Genomic DNA, 18,537 nt, shown 5'->3' on the forward strand with positions numbered 1-18,537 from the left:
AGAGTGCCAGAGTAATTTCTGGCACTCTTTTTTGATTGTGGCATATTCACTACTTAACCTTATTGCGTTTGTCGCTATTATGCTTTTTGTGCATTAACTGCAACTGCATTCTATTTACAATATCTTCAAACTCTCTCTTAAGTTCACCTTTGTCAATACTATTAATAAAGTCACTGTTAGAAAGTTTAGTGCCTCTTGCTGCTAATTTTGTATAAGTTCTACTATGTAGTCCTTTATTTAAAGCTGCAGTAATTTTCTCTAACTCACAGTAATCAGCTTTCTTTAGCTCGCTAAGAATAGTATCCATAGGCTTTATATGATCAATAGCTATATCAGAAAGTTTTGTAACTTCAAAAGGTACATAAGTACTATTGTTTTTAAAATCTTCTGAAAAAACTACTTTATCATTGATGAGTAACTTGCCATCTTCAGAAATTTTAAGTTCTTTTAAATGCTTAAACTCATCTGAATTTTTGTCATAAAAGAAGCGAATACCATCAATTTGCTTATTGATAATATTATTAAAATATTCTTTATCGTTGGTTTTATAAAAATACTGTTGGATAAAACGAATAGGGAAGTAAAAATCACTCTTCTGGTTAAAACGATTCTGACTAATCAATCTAAAAAAGAAGTTTTTGCGAATATCTTCGTGACTGTAACTGTCTTTTATTTCAGTAGTAACCTCATCAATTTCTTCATCAACAAGGTCATTGACTATTTTATCAATAGTATCAGGTGCAGCTTCTGCAACATCAGCTATACTATCCTCTATAAAATAGAGATACTTTTTAAAGCCAGACCTATAATCCTTCAAGTTTTTTAATCCTTTAAAAGTTTCGGCTAAATAATCATCTCCTTGTTCTCTCAATCTATTAAGAGCCTCAAAGTTTTGAGATTCATAGATTTCCTTAATAATAGGGAATAGTTTATATTCGAATAAACGGTCTACATTTTTTATGTAGTTTAGATAATTACTAACACTTTTTTCCACTCCATTTTTAGGTAAGTAGGCTTTAAAAGCTTCTTCCATAAAAATGTTACCAAATGTTTCTTTCTCTTTAAACTCTTCAGCCAAAAAAGCAAAATAGAGTTTTATAGCATATTTATAGGTATGAGTACCTGTGTAAGGATTTCCATTGATAGGTATGTTATGTAATGGTTTTAACCCATTATCCATATCCTTAGTAGTATAGGTAAAAAGCCTATAAATTTCTTGGGTATTCCCCTTAGTAAAATACTCGTACAAGTCGTACTTTTCATTTACCTTTTTGCAATTGTAATGCGGCTGTCTATCGTTCTATCATCATAAGGATTTTCTTTTAGCCACTGTTTGAACTCTTGTTCTTTTTCTAGATTTCTCATTTTTTTTATATGGTTACTAATTTAACGCCTCAAAAGTATAACTTTTTCAGCATTCATACAATTTTTTTTGTTAAATATTTATATAACTATGTTATTAAGAGTTTAAAAACTCTCTTCTAACTATTTAGTGCTGGCTGTTGGCGAATTTTGATAAACTTCTTATTAATTACTTCAAAATCAATACCTAACAGTAGTATTTCTATTTCGGATAGCAATGCTATAGGTGAAAGCTGACAAGTGAAAATTGAATTGTTAAAAAGCTTGTGTACTAACAGTGCTTTCTCTTCTAAATTAGAAGGTATTGGCTCAACTTCTCGTAACTTCTTTACAATAAGGCTCAACTGTGGATAAGTAGCATTAGGTAAAGTGTCTAACAATGGGCATACCACTTTCTCAGGAGTAACAGCTATTGGGTTGAGTATATCATAGTCATCTTCTACAATAAAAGGCGCTAAACTATCTCCTATAGAGTGAGTGTGTAAGGGTTCACCATCAATAAGTATCTGTTTGCTTTCTTTAAGTATTTCAAAATGAGTTATACTACCTAACTTCTTAGGTGTTTCTCCTGCAAAATAGGTAATATTATCCATAACTCTGCCAAGCATTTCATTAAATAGTTTCGTTTGTAATAGCCGAGAAAAATACCCCCTAATTACATTTAGTGGAAGGACTATCGCTCCATCTGTACTACACAGCTGGGTTCTCATTACCAAGGGGGTATGCAAAGACTTTTTAAGGTCTTTTAAAGTCTTTCGTTCTAAAAGAATATTACTCCTATTTTCTAACATCTGTGCTATTTGTTTTTGTAGGGTTTCAGCTCTCTCTGAAAGCAACTCTTCTGGTGGTACTTTTATTTTTCCTTCTCTAAATTGTATGATCTTGTCAAAAACCTCTTCTTCAAAAAAGGGTAACAGAAGTGAGGTACGCTCATAGCCTACAGCTCCTTCTTCGTGAACCCAAAGCAAATTATTAAACAGCAAACGATAATCAAGTAGTTGTTTTACGGTTATGCTTTTCCTCTCAAATACCTCTGAAATACCCACAAGGAAAATACCCTGTGCTTGGCTATCTTTCAAAGTATTCAAAAGTAGAAAATGTTTCTCAAAAAGTGTATCAGCCTCATTGATAAAGACTACTATATAAGGTGACGTAAGTGCCTTCTCAGTGCGTTTTTGGTTTTCATCTACTAAGGATTGTAAAATTTCTTCAGTATCAGTAGCTGTGCTGAACGCATAAGGTGCTATTACTTGCAACATCGCAGGGGAACAATCGTCTTCTTTTCCTATCCACACTATTTTAAGCGTTTCAGGAGTATGTTTGTAGAGCAAGGATAGCAATACAAGCTGTTGTAATTTGCGCCGATAGGTAGGATCATCAGCTTGAATAGCCAAATGTGCTTCGGTTGCCAAATCAATAAGATGAAGATCTTCATCATTCATTCCTAAGGCAATAGGTAAAGACATTGCAGAGTGTTTGAAGTGCTTAGAAGCAAATATTTCACTAAGACATACAAAATGTGTAGTTTGGTTAGGAATAGCTATCCACACAAAACGAGAGGTTACCTCTTCAGCTACAAAATTAGAATGGAGCTGCACATAACCTTTAGGAAAAGCTTTTTGTACTTTTTCAAAATCCTCATCACTGAAATAGGGCTTCATTTTTATCGAAAAGACAGTTTCCTTTCTATCTATCTTCGGGTGTAGTGTACCTTTAAAAGGTATCTCAATAGCTTTGAGAGTCTCTTTGATATAACTCTCTTGTTGCGCTACTTCACGCTCTAAAAGCGCACGCATCGTTACTTTAGACTTACTGAGCAGCGCTATAGGCAACTGTAATGATAGTGTATCTTTATTCATTTGTTAGAAACTTTTAGTTTGATGCGGCAAAGGTAAAGGGGGAGGTGTATCATTTCGTGATACAGTACAAAAAAACTTTGCTAAGAGCCCTAAAACTCTTAGCAAAGTCTATTTTTTAAATTATATTTTCTACGCTTCTATTTCTTGTATAATTCTAAAAATTCGCGGACGATTTCAAAGTCGTCAAAATGGTGTCTCACGCCTTTGATTTCTTGGTAAGTTTCGTGTCCCTTACCTGCGATGAGGATAATGTCTCCTTTTTGGGCGTTCTTACAAACGGATTGTATCGCCTGACGACGGTCGGTGATAGTTTGTACTTTATGGAAGTGCTGCGCTTGTACCCCTTGTTCCATCTCTGATAAGATAGCTTCAGGCTCTTCATTACGAGGATTATCAGATGTAAGAATTACATTATCGCTGAGGGTTGTGGCTATATCGGCCATTATAGGGCGCTTGCCTTTATCGCGATTTCCTCCACAGCCCACTACAGTAGTGAGGGTCTCGTTGTGGGTGCGTATATCGTTAATCGTTTTGAGTACGTTTTCGAGTGCATCGGGGGTATGGGCATAATCGACTATGGTAATGACGCCCGTAGCTGAAACGGCATACTGAAAACGCCCTGCGACAGGCTCTATCGCACTGATAAGAGTGAGCGCCTCAAGCTCATCTACCCCTAAAAGAGTAGCTGCCCCAAAGACTGCCAAAAGATTATAAGCATTGAACTCGCCTATGAGCTTCGTCCAAACCTCGTGCTGATTGATACGCAATAGCAATCCGTCAAACCTACTCTCTATAATATGCGCTTTATAGTCGGCGTGTGTTTTGAGGGCGTATGTTTTCTTTTGAGCCTTGGTATTCTGCAACATAAAAGCGCCATTCTTATCGTCTATATTCACCAAAGCAAAAGCGGTAGAAGGTAGCGCATCAAAGAAGCGTTTCTTTACATCGCGGTAGGCTGCAAAAGTTTTGTGATAGTCGAGGTGGTCGCGAGTGAGGTTAGTGAAAATACCCCCTGCAAAGTGTAATCCTTCAGTACGGTGCTGGTCGATACCGTGCGAACTCACCTCCATAAAGCAGTATTTCACCCCCTGTTGTACCATTAAATGCAAATAATGATGTAACTGAAGAGGGTCAGGGGTAGTATGGGTAGCCTCGAAACGCTGATCATCTACATACACTGCCACCGTAGAGAGCAAGCCTACCTTTTGTCCCGCCTTTCTAAATAATTGGTATAACAAGGTTGCAATGGTAGTCTTGCCATTAGTGCCTGTTACGCCTACTAGGGTAAGCTTTTCAGATGGATTTCCATAGAAATTAGCTGCCATAAGGGCTAAAGCACTATGGCTGTTGGGTACTACTATATAGCTAACATCGGGAAAGAGCAGTTGCGGTAGTTGCTCGCATACTATTGCTGTAGCTCCACTGCGTGTAGCTTGGTCTATATATTCGTGTCCGTTGGATTGCGTACCTGCTATGGCAACAAACATACTTCCTTTTTCTACCTTGCGAGAGTCAAAACAAACGGAAGTAATAGGTTTATCTTCTACATAAAGAGAAGCTTTTATAGTGAGGTTGTTTAATAAAGATGTTAAATTAGTCATTCGTTATTAGTTGTTAGTTCAATTTGCTAATTCACCACACTGCAATACTACTACAGTATTTCGTGTTATACGCGTGCCTTTCAGTACTGATTGCTCTACTACTTTGCCTTGCCCTAATACTCTGACGCGCAAGCCCATATTCTCTAATAAGGCTATAGCATCCATAGCATTTACCCCTTTGAGGTCGGGCATAACCGTCTTATACTTAGCGGCTTTGGCGTAATAATCTTCGTAGTTATGAGTGGTGGTTTCTGATACTCTATCCACATCTTCGACTGTGTCTATCAGCAAAGAGTTGGTGTATATCTTATGAGCGATACTCTTAAATACAGGGCCTGATACATCTGCCCCATAGATACCCAAACTGCGGTCTGGTTCGTGAATAACTACTATACAAGAGTATTTAGGATTTTCTACCGGAAAAAAGCCAGCAAAAGACGATATATAGCTCAGCTTGGTATCGGTTCGGGCGTAATCTTTACGAGCGGTACCGGTCTTGCCTGCCATTGAAAAATCGGGTGAATAGAGTCTGTGCGCACTACCATACGAACGCCTTACCACATCGGCTAACATTCCTTTAGCACGGTCGGCTGTTTGCTTGCTGCACACCTTTGCATTAATAATCTCTACATTGAATTTCTCAATGGTTTTATTCCACTCTTTTACTTCTTTTATCAATCGAGGTTTTACCATTACGCCCCCATTAGCAATGGCGTTGTAGAAGGTTAAACTCTGTAAAGGGGTAATTTTCACGGCATAGCCTATGGACATTGATTTCAGCGTTATCCCGCTCCATATCTTATCGCGTGGGGTAGGTATAAAAGGCTGTCCCTCGCCCGCTATAGGCAAATCTAACTTCTGATTGAGGTTCATATCCAACAATTTATTAGTAAAATCGGATTCGCTTTTGGTATAAAGATGGTCTACCAACTCGGTCATCCCTACGTTAGATGATACCGAAAAAGCCTTGTTGATACTAATACGCCCTGTGAACTTGTGTTGTGAGTCTTCAAAAGTCTTGTCGTAGTACTGCATCTTGCGGTCTTTGATGTCTACTACATAGGTAGTATCGATATTACGAGTTTCCATAGCTGCCACTACGGTCATCAGTTTGAAGATAGAACCAGGCTCGTGTGCCTCGCCTATGGCAAAGTTATACCGCTCAGCATAAGTATTGTTTTTAGGGTTAAGCTCAAGGTTTGAAATAGCTTTTATCTCGCCTGTATTCACCTCCATTACTATTACACAACCGTGCTGTGCCTTGTATTTCTTTAGCTGGGTTAGTAGGGCGTGGTGGGCTATATCCTGAATGTTAATATTGATAGTAGAAACCACATCATAGCCGTCTTTGGGTTCTATGATGTTAAAACCGCTCGCCAATCGCCATTGGTTATTGGCTATTTTCTGCTCCATACGTCGCCCTTTAGTGCCGAGTAGGTAGCCCGAATAAGCCCCCTCGAGCCCCACACGAGTAGTAAAGCCCGTTTCATCGGTACGCGCATAGCCTATACTTCGGTGAGCAATCCCTCCTAAAGGATACTCGCGTTTAACCTTTTTCTCTACTATGAAGCCTCCTGAATTAGCTCCTTTTGAGAACATTGGGAACTTTCTAATACGCGTGTATTCGCTATAGCCTATATTGCTGACTACCAACATATAGCGATTATTATTAGCGCGTTCTTTAGTAAATATATTCTGATAGTAGCTGCTTGAGCGTCCAAACATTTTGGAAAGCGAATCGCTCAGCGGTTTTATATTTTCTTTGAAGAGCTTTTTGCTTGGAGCTTTTGAGTCCCACCTGATGTCATAGCGCGTTACCGAGGTAGCCAAAAGGCTGCCATCGTCAGAGTACAAGTTGCCTTGTGTAGGGGTAATTTCTGCTTCGCGCAACGTTTTCTCGTCTACTTTAGCACGATATGTATCCCCTTCTATTTGTATGGTGACTAACTTAACGGCAATAACAATCAGCATTAGTATCATAGCCAACGCTATGAAATAGGTGCGATAGGTTATTTTTTTATCATTTTTTTCCATCTGATGAGGGGGAATATTTATTCTTCTATAATTACTTTTATTTTTTGAGGAGGTTTCTCAGGCTGTTTTAGTCCTTTTGATTCTAACTGCTCTAATAATGAGGATTCTAAGCGAACCCGCTGCAAACGCGAACGCACATCGACAAACTCACTTTTTAGCTCGTTCACCTCTTCATTGAGTTTGGCTATCTGGTGCACTTTCTTGTCTACTATGTGCGAACTAGCAATCACTATCAGAGCTAAGGCAAAAAGAAAACAGATAAAAAGCCAATTGCGATTGGCTTCTTTGCCTTCTACCAAGAATTTACCTCTGAGAATATTCTTTATTTCATTAGTAGCTGTTCCCATTTTATCAAAATTAATCGTTTATACGTTCAGCTATGCGAAGTTTAGCACTTCTCGCCCTGTTATTAGTGGCTATCTCAGCTTCGTCAGGGAGGATAAGTCCACCTACTTTTTTGAAAGGTACTGATACATTGCCATACCAATCTTTTTCTGGAGCACCCTCCATTTGTCCATCGCGGATAAAGCGTTTTACACAACGGTCTTCTAACGAATGATAGCTGATAAGACTAATGCGCCCTCCTACCTTTACTACGGCAGGCAGCTGTAGCAAAAATGATTCCAAAACCTCCATTTCGGCATTTACCTCTATGCGTATAGATTGGTAAATCTGAGCTAAAACCTTATTCTCCTTGAATTTTGGTAAAAAAGCGCGGACAGCCTCTTGTAGGGTACTACCTAAACGAATGGGCGTATGCTGCCTAAAGGCAATAATAGCGCGAGCTATAGCGCGGGCATTCTTTAGTTCGCCATAAAGAGAGAAAATGCGAGTAAGAGCTGCCTCGTCATACTCATTGACCACCTGCTGAGCGGTAAGCTCTGACTGCTGATTCATACGCATATCTAATGCCCCCTCGAAGCGAGTTGAAAATCCACGTTCGGCCACATCAAACTGGTGTGAAGAGACTCCGAAATCGCCTAATACACCATCTACCTCAGAAACGCCATAGAAGCGCAAGTACTGCTTTAGGTACTTAAAATTTTGATGAATAAGGGTAAAACGCGGGTCGTCGATAGTATTATTTAGCGCATCGGCATCTTGGTCGAAAGCGTAGAGCCTACCGTTTTCGCCTAACCTATTGAGTATTTCGCGCGAGTGACCACCGCCACCAAAAGTGACATCGACATAGGTGCCATCAGGCTTAATAGCCAGACCGTCAATACTCTGCTTTAGCAATACGGGAATGTGATATGATATAGAATCGCTCATTAAAAAAAGAGGGTTAAAAATCGTGAGGCAAAAGTACGAAATAAATAATTAATACAAAAAAATAACGCACTAACTTTCATTAGTGCGTTACATTTTTCAGTGACCTCGACAGGATTCAAACCTGTAACCTTCTGAGCCGTAATCAGATGCGCTATTCAGTTGCGCCACGAGGCCAATGTTGTTTTTGTTTTACGGGTGCAAAGGTACAACCTTTTTTTAAACTACCAAATTTTTTGGCAACTTTTTTTCAAAATATTTTTTCTTACTTCACTTGAACTCTCCATCCAAATGGGTCTTCTGACCTGTTATACTGTATGTTAAGTATCGTTTCTTTTATTTTATCAGTATACAATTCTGCTGGTCTGTTTATCTCATAATCCTTGCCTTTGTAGCCAAAAGCTGATATAGGACTAATCACCGCAGCTGTACCACAACCAAACGCTTCTTTGAGAGTGCCATTCTCTGCTGCCTCTATTAACTCTGTTACTTTAACAAGACGTATCTCGGTTTTAATACCTAACTTTTCAGCAACCGCTATGATACTCTTACGTGTTACCCCATCGAGGATACGCTCGCTAGTAGGACAAGTTACTAAGGTGTCGCCTAATCTAAACCATAGGTTCATAGTACCTGCTTCTTCTAAGTATTGGTGAGTAGCATCGTCTGTCCACATCACTTGTTGGTAGCCCTCAGCAGCTGCTTGTTGGGTAGGATAGAACTGACCTGCGTAGTTGCCCGCTGCCTTAGCAAAACCAAAACCACCATTAGCCGCACGGCTGTAATAGTCGGCTATTTTTACGCGTACATCGCCTGAGTAGTAAGATTGTACTGGAGCTGTAATAATAATAAACAAATAGTCTTTAGCAGGTGAGGCTTGTACCCCTGGAGTGGTAGCAATTACAAACGGACGCAAGTAAAGCGCATTGCCAAAGCCTGGTTTTATCCACTCGCTATCTATATCGACAAGGGTACGAAGGGCTTTGTCAAACCATTCTTCAGGGAAAGCAGGCATCGCTAAACGCTCGCAAGATTTGTTGATACGTTTGTAGTTTTCTTGCGGACGGAACAAAAATACATGTCCGTTATCGTCTTTATACGCTTTCATACCTTCAAAAACTGCTTGCCCATAGTGGAAGACGCTAGCTGAAGGCTCTAAAGAAAGAGCTCCGTAAGGTTTGATGGTAGGGTTTTGCCACTTACCGTCCTTATATTCGCAAATAAACATATGGTCGGCAAAGGTACGCCCAAAACTCAATTTAGAAAAGTCTACTTCTTTAATACGACTTTCTTTTACTTTTTCAATTTTTAAATCCATATTGTTTTAGTTTTTTTATTTCTTTTTACAAATTACTTATCTTTATAATGACCTAACAATTGAAGTACTATTATCGTTTTTATACTTTCATACACTTGATAAACTACCCTATCTTTCTTAGTAAGTTCTATTGTATAGGTAGGCTCTCCCATATATTAAAAGGATTTATTTTGGTGGTTTTATGTTCTATAAACTCAGTACGCCCTTTTTCTATAAGGGCATCTAAATATTCATTTTCTCGCCTTTTAGCATACTGCTTAGCTTGCCATTCATCAATTATTGCATCTACACTTTTTTCTTTTGGTTGCAACAACGCTTCAGAAAGCTCTCCCTCCTGTACATAGCCTGTGGCTGATAGTACCTCTGGCTCATATTTATTAGTAAGTGTTGTCTTCATTTCGTTTTTTATTATACTTCAAAATTTCGTCAAAGGTACAAATTATTTTTTAACTTTGTGCCCTAAAACTCAAAAAACTTTATATTTATTTCACAATCTATTAACTATTAAACAATTACACCTAATACCTATGAAACACGAACTTATACAAACTTCTGATGGCTCTACAAGTCTGTACATAGCAGACCTGCAAGAAACATACCATTCTAAACACGGAGCCCTACAAGAAACCCTGCACGTGTTTATACAAAACGGATTGCAACTGTTTCGGCAACAAGCGGTCAGCATACTGGAAATAGGGTTTGGCACAGGACTTAACGCCCTTGTTACCTACTTAAAACACACTGATTTAAACCTCAGCATACGCTACGAAACTGTAGAAGCCTATCCCCTATCGTGGGAAGAGGCTTCACTGATGAATTTCCCTTCTATACTCAACACTCCTGCCCTATCGCCTATCTTTGAGCAGATGCACACTTGTGCGTGGGACGAACCTATTGCGCTCTCTCCTACTTTCAGCTTCAAAAAACGTTTGCAACGCTTTGAAGAGATTGACGACCCTGCTTCTTTCGACCTTATTTACTTCGATGCTTTTGGCGCACAAGTACAACCTGAACTCTGGGAGGTTTCTATCTTCCAAAAGATGTACAATGCCCTAAAACCCAATGGTTATTTAGTGACCTATGCTGCTAAGGGCAGTGTGCGGCGCGCTATGCAGGCTTGTGGCTTCGGCGTAGAACGATTGCCAGGCCCACCTATGAAAAGGGAAATGCTACGGGCTCGGAAGGGTTAAACCTCAGCTGTCCGCCCTCTACAGACAAAGGAAAAGGCAAATTGTTAGTGTACAAAGCCCCTGTGCCTAAGCCTTGCGGCATAGTGCTGTGCAAGGTGTACGTCCATTGGGCAATAGCGTTTAGCCCTATGTTGCTCTCTAAAGCAGACGTTACCCACCAGCCTATTTGGTGCGCTTCGGCTAGAGTTATCCACTCTTCACTACCTTTGTATCCACCTATAAGAGAGGGTTTTAAGATAATATATTGCGGCTGTATCTCATTGATAAGTCGCTTTTTTTGTGCGGAATCGAAAACACCTATCAGCTCCTCGTCTAAGGCAATGGGTAGCGGTGAAGTGCGGCAGAGTTGCGCCATAGCCTCCCACTGTCCTGCCTTGATAGGTTGCTCAATAGAATGCAATTGCAGTTCGGCTAAACGCGCGAGCACCTCAGGGGCTTCCGAAGGCGTAAAAGCGCCATTGGCATCGACCCTTATCTCTACTTCTTCTGCTGAAAACTCTTTGCGCAACGCCTTGAGAATACGATACTCCTCTTCAAAAGCTATCGCCCCTATCTTCATCTTAATACACCTAAAACCCTGCGCGAGTTTCTCTCTTATCTGCGTCTTCATATAATCGGGGGTACCCATCCAGATAAGTCCGTTGATGGCGATAGCGTCTTTGCCCACCGTAAAATCAGAGGGAAAAAGCTCATACCACTGAGCCGCTGCCACCGACCTGAAGGCTTGTTCTACCCCAAACTGTATAGACGGAAAGGTTGTAAGCTGAGTGAGCAATGCCTCCTCGCCCAAGTGCATATTTGCCTGCACCCACTGCAAGGTAGCCTCGTAGTCAGGTACATCATCGGCACTTAAGCCCCGAAAGAGATTGCACTCGCCTATGCCCCTCTTGCCATCGCGTTCTATCACTAAGAAATACGTGTCTTTAGAGGTCAGCACTCCGCGTGAAGTGCCTGCTGGACGTTTAAAATGAAGCGTATATTTGTACATAATTTGTCGATTTGTCGATTTGTCAATTTGTCGATTTAACAATTTGTCGATTTGCTGATTTGTCGATTTGGCAATTAGCTAATTATCAGTTTTCTGTGGTTTTTGTCGATTTGTATCAGCTCTATTACACTGTACTGCTCTGGTAGGTATTTTTCAACTCGTTCAGCCCACTCTATAAAGCACCAATCACCTGAAAATAGGTATTCTTCAAAACCTATATCAAAGGCTTCTTCGGGAGTTTTAAGTCGGTAGAAATCGAAGTGATAAATTCTGCTATCTGTACCTTCATAAGGATTTACTAAGCTAAAGGTAGGACTTGACACATTGTCGGTACTGCCTAAGGCTTTGACTAATGCCTTGATAAGGGTGGTCTTGCCAAAGCCCATAGCCCCTTTGAAAATAACTACTTTGTGCTTGAGCAGCGGTAAGACCTTTTCGGCTACCGCCTCAATATCGGCTAATGTATAAGTGATTTGCGTCATAATCTTATTATTTTGGGCAAAGTTATAAAAAAAATGCTCAGGGCAAGCCTGAGCATTGAATTATTGTTATTTTAGAGTGCATAACCAATGCTGAGAGAGGTGAGGCACTATTTTTCTACCGCAAAAGTACAATATTTTTCTTAATCAGCAAAAATTACAACTCAAAAATTTTCATTTTATTTTGTATAATACTATTAATCACCTGATTTTCATTATGTTTATGCAATGTACTCCGAATGCTATCTAACATCTCTTTCTCTCTTGAAGGTGATATTTTTCTGAGTATATAAGCAATTACTTTTATACAAGCCAATAAAGAATGGTTATCTCTTTCAAAAGAAACTTCTGGAATAGACAAAATGCCTTTTGGAGTATTAAAATCAAACAAAACAGCAGAATGAGCACAAGTATTCGTCACTAATACAATAGTTTCCATAAAACTGATAAACTTTTTAGGCTTCTTTATATCGTAAAGATTAGAAATCTCTTCTTTTATATCATCTTCAATAAGATTTTTATAAATCTTCAATATCATTCCAAAAGAGAAAAACTCTAATGTCTTCCAAGCAGGAGCGTATATATCATTGGGATATTTAGCGTGATGCCTCTTTATAAGAGCATTATTCCTTATAAAATCTTGATTGTAGAACTTATTTATATTGTTTATGAAATTTTGCGAAATTACCGCTGAATCTGCAAACCAAGCAGGAAAAGACTTATACTTGTTTGAAACATAATAGATGAGCTTAGTCCTAAAATTTATCTCAATTCTATTAATATATCTCATCAGAATATTTCGCAAATCTACATCTAAATAATACAATGCGACTACATCTGAAAATTTTGTTTCTAACCTAAAATTACATTTTTTCGTATTTTATGCAAATCAAATATAAGCGACCCACATATTTGTCCTTCCTCCTTTCCTATCAAAAGCGGCTCCCACCTCTCCCCAGACAAACTCCCACTCTTCCCCTATGTGTGCTGCAAGCCATTTTTTATATAGTTTTTCGGTTTGTAGTTCATATTCCTCTGTCCAGTTTTCCCAAGGTGTATATCTTTCTTTCATAGAAAAAAATATCGTTTCGAGTTTTTCTCCTTCAAAACAAATAGAAATATCAAACTCTTTTCCCTCAAAAGGACATTTTTCAAAATAAATCCAATAAAACCCTGTCCCCACATCCCAGATATCATTATCAGGAAACAGCTCTCTGAGCGAGGAAAAAGTAGTTTTAGAAGAAATCACTACACCGTTTATAAGAAAAAAATCTCCATTTTCAGTATCTAAAAATAATATAGATTTTGTGCTGTTCATTTTTTATTCTATTAAAATATTTTTAATTTTATGGCTGCTTGCTCAAATCTTACATTTCCTCTCCTATGTCTTTTAAAAAATCATCCATCGCCTCAAAGGAACTTTCTGATGAAGATGCATACACCAGCTGCTCACCTCCATCTAAAACCACTATGCTGTCAGTAGCCCCGCCATAGAACTCCGCCCCTTGTAACCAATGGCGTATAGCGAAAGGCTTTTTGGGAAAATGGGCTTTTATAGCATCCAAATCTTCGGAAGTAATGAATTTAAATCCTTCATAAGTATAAGGCAAAGCAAATACCGCCTGCAAGTGAGCCATAGCCAACAAAAATTCAGATAATGTATCGCATTCCACCTGCCATTCTTTTTGGTTATAGCTAACATATACCTTAGGGTTTTCTTCGCCTAAATCTCCCTTTGCGATTGCCCATAAACAACAATTTTGATTTTTCTTATAAAATTATGATTTTTATCAGTAAACGGACACCAATAAAAACCTAATCTATAATATCCTATATCTAAAAGATGTTCTTTTATCTTATCTTCTTTTAAATCAAATTTCATTCCCCTTGATGCTAATTTTTCTATCTGTTGAGCAAAATCTGTAGCTATATTTCCCATAAAAAATCTTTTAAATTAATGCAAAAATATGTTATTTTTTCAGATTAACAAGTGTAATAACAAAAGTTTATTTCTACATAGCACTAACATTAGGTTAGTAATCTATGAGAATATTTGTTACTTTAAGTAATAATATATACATTTGCGGAGTAATTAATAAAAAATAAGCATATGAAACTGATGAAGTATTTTATTTGTACCCTATTGTGTGTTTGCAGTTGGGGGTTATCGGCTCAAGAAGACAATACTTTCCTATCTAAATGGGGAATAGAATTTGGTGCAAGCGTAGGGCGCGCTCAGCTTACAGGTAATGAGTTGGCACTGAACGGAATGACCTCTAATGGTAATTGGTTAGTGAGCTATTACGCCACCGAAAGGGTGCGCTTTCAAACAGGTATAACTATGTCGCTATTTAGCAACGGAAGCCTTACCGCTGATAACTACTACAATACCAATGCTACCTTTATAGGTATTCCTGTTAAAATAGTCTTTTCGAAAATCGAAATTGCTCCTAAAAAAGCGGCTATAGTACTCGGTATAGGGGTGCAAGCTAACAAGGCTATAAACTACCAGCTGGAAACAAAGGATTTTAGCAAAAGTACAAGCAGCGGGAGTGTATTTTTAGGAGTACCTATGAGTCTAGGGGTAGAAAGTAAGTTATCCGATAATTATACTTTAGGCTTTTACCTCTCAACCCAAGTGGTAACCAAAAGCTATAAAAACTACCGCCTACAAAATAATGGTTTGTTAAGAGTTGCGGTATCTTATCGTCTTTAAAAGGTCTTACAAAAATCAAACAATCAATGAGATTGTTTGATTTTTTTATAGTATTTCTTTCTATTTTTTAGACAATTATTAGACACTTACTCTTCGCTCTTTTTTCGCTTATCCTTCGCTCTTCCTGTATGGTTTGTATATCGTTTGTATAGGGTAGGTGGCTTTAGAAAATTTTTCTGTTTGCTCATCTGCTGATTGTTTATTATTTTTGCAGCATTAAATTTGATTAAGATATGTACCCAGATAGTATTCAAGCACAACACTACCAAGTATATTTTAACGATGAAGGCTTTGATTTCCTCAATCGTTTTGTGGCTGAACAACGCCCCTCTAAAATATTCCTTTTAGCCGATAAGCATACTAACGAATGTTGTACCCCTATAGTGCTATCGGTTTTGGCTACTGATATTCCCTTGGAAATCATAGAAATAGAAGCTGGAGAACCCCATAAACACATCGATACTTGTACCCAAGTGTGGTACGCCCTCTCTGAACTGGGAGCTGACCGCAAAAGTCTGCTTATCAATATAGGGGGCGGGGTCGTTACTGACTTAGGTGGTTTTGTCGCCTCTACTTATATGCGCGGTATCCCTTTCATCAATATACCGACCAGCTTGCTGGCGATGGTTGATGCTTCAGTAGGCGGTAAAACAGGTGTTGATTTGGGTGCTCTTAAGAACCTTGTGGGGGTGATTAACAATCCGAAGGGGGTGCTTATCTACCCTGATTTTCTCGCTACTCTGCCCACTGAAGAACTGCGCAGTGGTATGGCGGAAATGTTTAAACACGGACTGATAAGCGATGAGGGCTATTGGCATAAGATGTGTAACCTAAGCGAACTGACTGAGGCTCACCTCGGTAGCCTTATCTATGAGTCGGTAGTTATCAAAAACGAAGTAGTAACCCAAGACCCTACCGAAAAAGGATTGCGCAAGACGCTGAACTACGGGCATACGCTGGGGCACGCTATAGAGTCGTATTGCCTACAAAACCCTAACCGCGAACGACTGCTACACGGCGAGGCTATCGCTATAGGTATGGTACTGGCGACTTACCTATCGGTGAAAGAATTAGGCTTTTCAATGGACAAATGCGACCAAGTGAAAGCTGTTTTGGGTGAATATTTCAAAAAACAAGATTTTACCTATGAAGAAATCACCGATATTTGTCAGTTGATGCGTTTTGACAAGAAAAATGTAGGTGGAAATGTACATTTTGTACTTTTAGAGGCTATAGGAAAGCCCAAAATAGACTGTATAGTGCCTTACGAAGAGATTTATAAGGCATTTGAATATTATTTGAATTAGAAGAAGGACACCTAATGAAGTATTTTTATAAAAATATCAGTTTGCTATGGTTGCTGTTATTAGCGAGCCTCTCGGCACAAGGTCAGCAGAGCTATTGGCATAAAGTTGAGTTTGACAGCCAACGCAGTGCTACTAATTTATCGGCTGTGGCACAGTATTTTACCTTAGACAAAGACGCTTTTGGCAGAGTGCTGCGCGGGGCTACTACGGCTCGTGGGGCTACAATAGTAGAGATACCCAACGCTGATGGGCAGCTTATCAGTTACCGCATCAACCCTACGCAGGTACTCTCTGACGAATTAGCACAAAAATATCCGTCCATACTCACTTTTGAAGGGGTAGGCGTAGATGATGATTCGCAGCGCATACGCTTCACTTTCAGCGACTTTGGCTTAGATGCTATTATGCAGCAAAACCTACATTACGCCTTTGTGGAAGCTGAAGAGCACGGAGGCAGGCTTTACCGCGTTTACTACTACAGCGATGCCGAAAAAATACCGTTGCAGTGCGAAACACTTGCTGCCCAACTGCCACAGCCGTCTCCTACCCAACGCCCTACCTATCAGACAAAAGCTGTACAGCGCACTTTTCGCATCGCGATAGCTTGTACCCCCCAATACACAGAGTATTTCTGGGGGAAAGATGACGCTTTTGCGCAAGTAGTCAATACTTTAAACCGAGTGAATGCTGTGTATGGACAGCAGTTATCGGTGGCTTTTCAGTTAGTTTCTGACAAAAATATAATCTTTGATGATAAAACTAATGACCCTTTTTCGAGTATCAACTACAACGATTGGGACTATAGCTCTGGTGTGCTACAACAATTATTAGACGAGAAAGTAGGTAATGCCAATTATGATATTGGGCACCTATTCCACAACGGCAACAACGGAGGCAATGCGGGTTGTATAGGCTGCGTATGTAGTCCCGACCGCAAAGGACAAGGCTTTTCTTCTTATCCTTTTGCGAGAATGGGACGCTTCCGCAGTGCTTTTGATATAGATGTTGTAGCCCACGAAATTGGTCATCAGATGGGCGCAACCCATACGTTTTCTTACAGACGCGAGTATGGTTCTGATTCGCAAATGGAACCCGGTAGTGGCAGTACGATTATGAGCTATGCAGGGGTGAGTGGTAGCTACGACCTACAAGCGCATAACGACCCTTATTTTCACCACCGCAGCGTGTATGACATCAGTACCTTTATAGAGATTACCTCTTGTGCTACCGAGCAACCCACCCATAACACTCCGCCTGACATACCAGACCTGCCGAGCTATACCATACCCAAAGGTACCGCCTATCTGTTAGAGGGTAAGGCTACAGATGCTGATGGCGATGCGCTGCTGTACACGTGGGAACAGGCTGATAATCGGACTAATGGGGGAGGTTATTATTACTTTTCGCCGTTGCTCAACAATGGCGCTACGGCACGCTCGCTGCCCCCCTCTACTCTACCCTATCGCTATATACCCCGCTTGTCGCGCATAGTGGCGGGGACTCTCACCCAAGAAAACCCTAAAAGGAATGATGTGTGGGAAACGGTATTGAACAAAGGGCGTACCCTACATTGGTCGTTTGTGGTGATAGACCGCCCTAATGCTGCTAACCAGATGGGTAATACTGCCTATAAAACCATAGAAGTAGTGGTAAATGATGATGCAGGCCCTTTTGTTATCACTTCGCAAAGCCAGCCTACTACGTGGATAATGGGAGAGAAAGTAACTATAAACTGGAATGTTGCTGGCACTGACCAAGCCCCTATAAGCGCCAAGAAAATGAAGCTGCTCTTATCTACCGATGGTGGAGAAACTTTTTCGGTAACTCTCACGACGGCTTTGCCTAATACTGGAAAGGCTGAAATAGAAATACCTACAGGAACTAAAACTACTAAGGGTAGACTGATGCTAAAAGCTGAAGATAATATATTTTTAGCCGTAAATACTGCTACTATCACCATAAAAGAAGATACTGATGACGATGGTGATGGGGTATACTCGTTGCACGACAACTGTCCGCACACCTATAATCCAGACCAGACTGATACTGATGGTGATGGCATAGGCGATGCTTGTGATGACGATATAGACGGCGATGGTATTCCTAACGAGCAAGACAACGAAATAGACCAAGTGCTTATCCCTAATGCTTTTACCCCTAATGGCGATGGCATTAACGACTTTTACACTATTATCCGTGCTGAACGCTACCCCCATAACACGCTATACATCTACGATACATTAGGAAATGAAGTGTATCGTGCCAAAGGTTATAAAAACCAATGGAATGGTTACCACACTAACGGCAAACGCTTGCCGCAAGGGGTATATCAGTACCTTTTTAGTACAGACGGCAGTAAGCAGCAAGAAAAGCGCGGCTGGCTGTACCTCAATTATTAAATAAAAAGATTAATA

17 protein-coding genes, 1 tRNA gene and 1 pseudogene are annotated in these 18,537 nt (G+C 39.8%); 4 read left to right on the forward strand and 15 right to left on the reverse strand.

Going from position 1 to position 18,537, the window contains the following annotated elements:
* Nucleotides 1–49: 49 nt before the first annotated feature.
* The 9 genes from C8P65_RS06965 to C8P65_RS07005 form a co-directional block, all read right to left on the reverse strand.
* Complete coding sequence (locus tag C8P65_RS06965) at nt 50–1,180, reverse strand: hypothetical protein (protein WP_146162922.1); 1,131 nt, start codon at nt 1,178–1,180, stop codon at nt 50–52.
* Nucleotides 1,181–1,481: 301 nt separating this feature from the next.
* Complete coding sequence (locus tag C8P65_RS06970) at nt 1,482–3,221, reverse strand: hypothetical protein (protein WP_107782188.1); 1,740 nt, start codon at nt 3,219–3,221, stop codon at nt 1,482–1,484.
* Between the two features lie 137 nt (nt 3,222–3,358).
* Nucleotides 3,359–4,822, reverse strand: a complete 1,464-nt coding sequence (locus C8P65_RS06975; RefSeq protein ID WP_107782189.1) for a UDP-N-acetylmuramoyl-L-alanyl-D-glutamate--2,6-diaminopimelate ligase — start codon at nt 4,820–4,822, stop codon at nt 3,359–3,361.
* Nucleotides 4,823–4,840: 18 nt separating this feature from the next.
* Complete coding sequence (locus C8P65_RS06980) at nt 4,841–6,856, reverse strand: penicillin-binding protein (protein ID WP_107782190.1); 2,016 nt, start codon at nt 6,854–6,856, stop codon at nt 4,841–4,843.
* Between the two features lie 17 nt (nt 6,857–6,873).
* Nucleotides 6,874–7,203 (reverse strand): FtsL-like putative cell division protein, encoded by a 330-nt coding sequence (locus C8P65_RS06985; protein ID WP_009392752.1) that lies wholly within the window; start codon nt 7,201–7,203, stop codon nt 6,874–6,876.
* A gap of 10 nt (nt 7,204–7,213) precedes the next feature.
* On the reverse strand, nt 7,214–8,128 hold the full coding sequence (gene rsmH / locus C8P65_RS06990; protein ID WP_107782191.1) for a 16S rRNA (cytosine(1402)-N(4))-methyltransferase RsmH: 915 nt from the start codon (nt 8,126–8,128) through the stop codon (nt 7,214–7,216).
* Nucleotides 8,129–8,228: 100 nt separating this feature from the next.
* Nucleotides 8,229–8,302, reverse strand: a tRNA-Arg gene (locus C8P65_RS06995).
* An 88-nt stretch (nt 8,303–8,390) separates the two neighbouring features.
* Complete coding sequence (locus tag C8P65_RS07000) at nt 8,391–9,443, reverse strand: branched-chain amino acid aminotransferase (RefSeq protein WP_107782192.1); 1,053 nt, start codon at nt 9,441–9,443, stop codon at nt 8,391–8,393.
* Between the two features lie 127 nt (nt 9,444–9,570).
* Nucleotides 9,571–9,840, reverse strand: a complete 270-nt coding sequence (locus C8P65_RS07005) for a hypothetical protein (RefSeq protein ID WP_107782193.1) — start codon at nt 9,838–9,840, stop codon at nt 9,571–9,573.
* A gap of 130 nt (nt 9,841–9,970) precedes the next feature.
* Between C8P65_RS07005 and mnmC2 the strand changes: the two genes are divergently transcribed.
* On the forward strand, nt 9,971–10,633 hold the full coding sequence (gene mnmC2, locus C8P65_RS07010) for a tRNA (5-methylaminomethyl-2-thiouridine)(34)-methyltransferase MnmC2 (protein ID WP_107782194.1): 663 nt from the start codon (nt 9,971–9,973) through the stop codon (nt 10,631–10,633).
* Here mnmC2 and C8P65_RS07015 read toward each other — a convergent pair.
* The 6 genes and pseudogenes from C8P65_RS07015 to C8P65_RS07040 all read right to left on the reverse strand — a co-directional run bounded on the left by C8P65_RS07015 (nt 10,596) and on the right by C8P65_RS07040 (nt 14,039).
* Nucleotides 10,596–11,621 (reverse strand): o-succinylbenzoate synthase, encoded by a 1,026-nt coding sequence (locus C8P65_RS07015; RefSeq protein WP_107782195.1) that lies wholly within the window; start codon nt 11,619–11,621, stop codon nt 10,596–10,598. The genes mnmC2 and C8P65_RS07015 overlap by 38 nt on opposite strands.
* 74 nt (nt 11,622–11,695) lie before the next feature.
* Entirely contained in the window at nt 11,696–12,103 is a 408-nt protein-coding gene (tsaE, locus tag C8P65_RS07020) for a tRNA (adenosine(37)-N6)-threonylcarbamoyltransferase complex ATPase subunit type 1 TsaE (protein ID WP_107782196.1), read from the reverse strand.
* 154 nt (nt 12,104–12,257) lie between these two features.
* A pseudogene (locus C8P65_RS07025) lies at nt 12,258–12,962 on the reverse strand (Abi family protein); the annotation flags it as partial.
* Nucleotides 12,963–12,989: 27 nt separating this feature from the next.
* On the reverse strand, nt 12,990–13,418 hold the full coding sequence (locus C8P65_RS07030) for a hypothetical protein (protein ID WP_107782198.1): 429 nt from the start codon (nt 13,416–13,418) through the stop codon (nt 12,990–12,992).
* Nucleotides 13,419–13,467: 49 nt separating this feature from the next.
* A complete protein-coding gene (locus C8P65_RS07035; RefSeq protein WP_232748737.1) occupies nt 13,468–13,773 on the reverse strand; it encodes a hypothetical protein in 306 nt (101 codons plus the stop codon).
* A 50-nt stretch (nt 13,774–13,823) separates the two neighbouring features.
* Entirely contained in the window at nt 13,824–14,039 is a 216-nt protein-coding gene (locus C8P65_RS07040; RefSeq protein WP_211305891.1) for a hypothetical protein, read from the reverse strand.
* Nucleotides 14,040–14,219: 180 nt separating this feature from the next.
* On the opposite strand from C8P65_RS07040, the gene C8P65_RS07045 reads away from it, so the two are divergent.
* The 3 genes from C8P65_RS07045 (at nt 14,220) to C8P65_RS07055 (ending at nt 18,522) form a co-directional block, all read left to right on the forward strand.
* Nucleotides 14,220–14,816, forward strand: coding sequence for a hypothetical protein (locus tag C8P65_RS07045; protein WP_146162923.1), 597 nt, complete (start codon nt 14,220–14,222; stop codon nt 14,814–14,816).
* Nucleotides 14,817–15,049: 233 nt separating this feature from the next.
* Complete coding sequence (gene aroB, locus C8P65_RS07050) at nt 15,050–16,123, forward strand: 3-dehydroquinate synthase (RefSeq protein ID WP_107782200.1); 1,074 nt, start codon at nt 15,050–15,052, stop codon at nt 16,121–16,123.
* A gap of 14 nt (nt 16,124–16,137) precedes the next feature.
* A complete protein-coding gene (locus C8P65_RS07055) occupies nt 16,138–18,522 on the forward strand; it encodes a reprolysin-like metallopeptidase (RefSeq protein WP_107782201.1) in 2,385 nt (794 codons plus the stop codon).
* Nucleotides 18,523–18,537: the final 15 nt, after the last annotated feature.

The organism is Capnocytophaga leadbetteri, from assembly GCF_003054025.1.
GTDB classification, from domain to species: domain Bacteria; phylum Bacteroidota; class Bacteroidia; order Flavobacteriales; family Flavobacteriaceae; genus Capnocytophaga; species Capnocytophaga leadbetteri.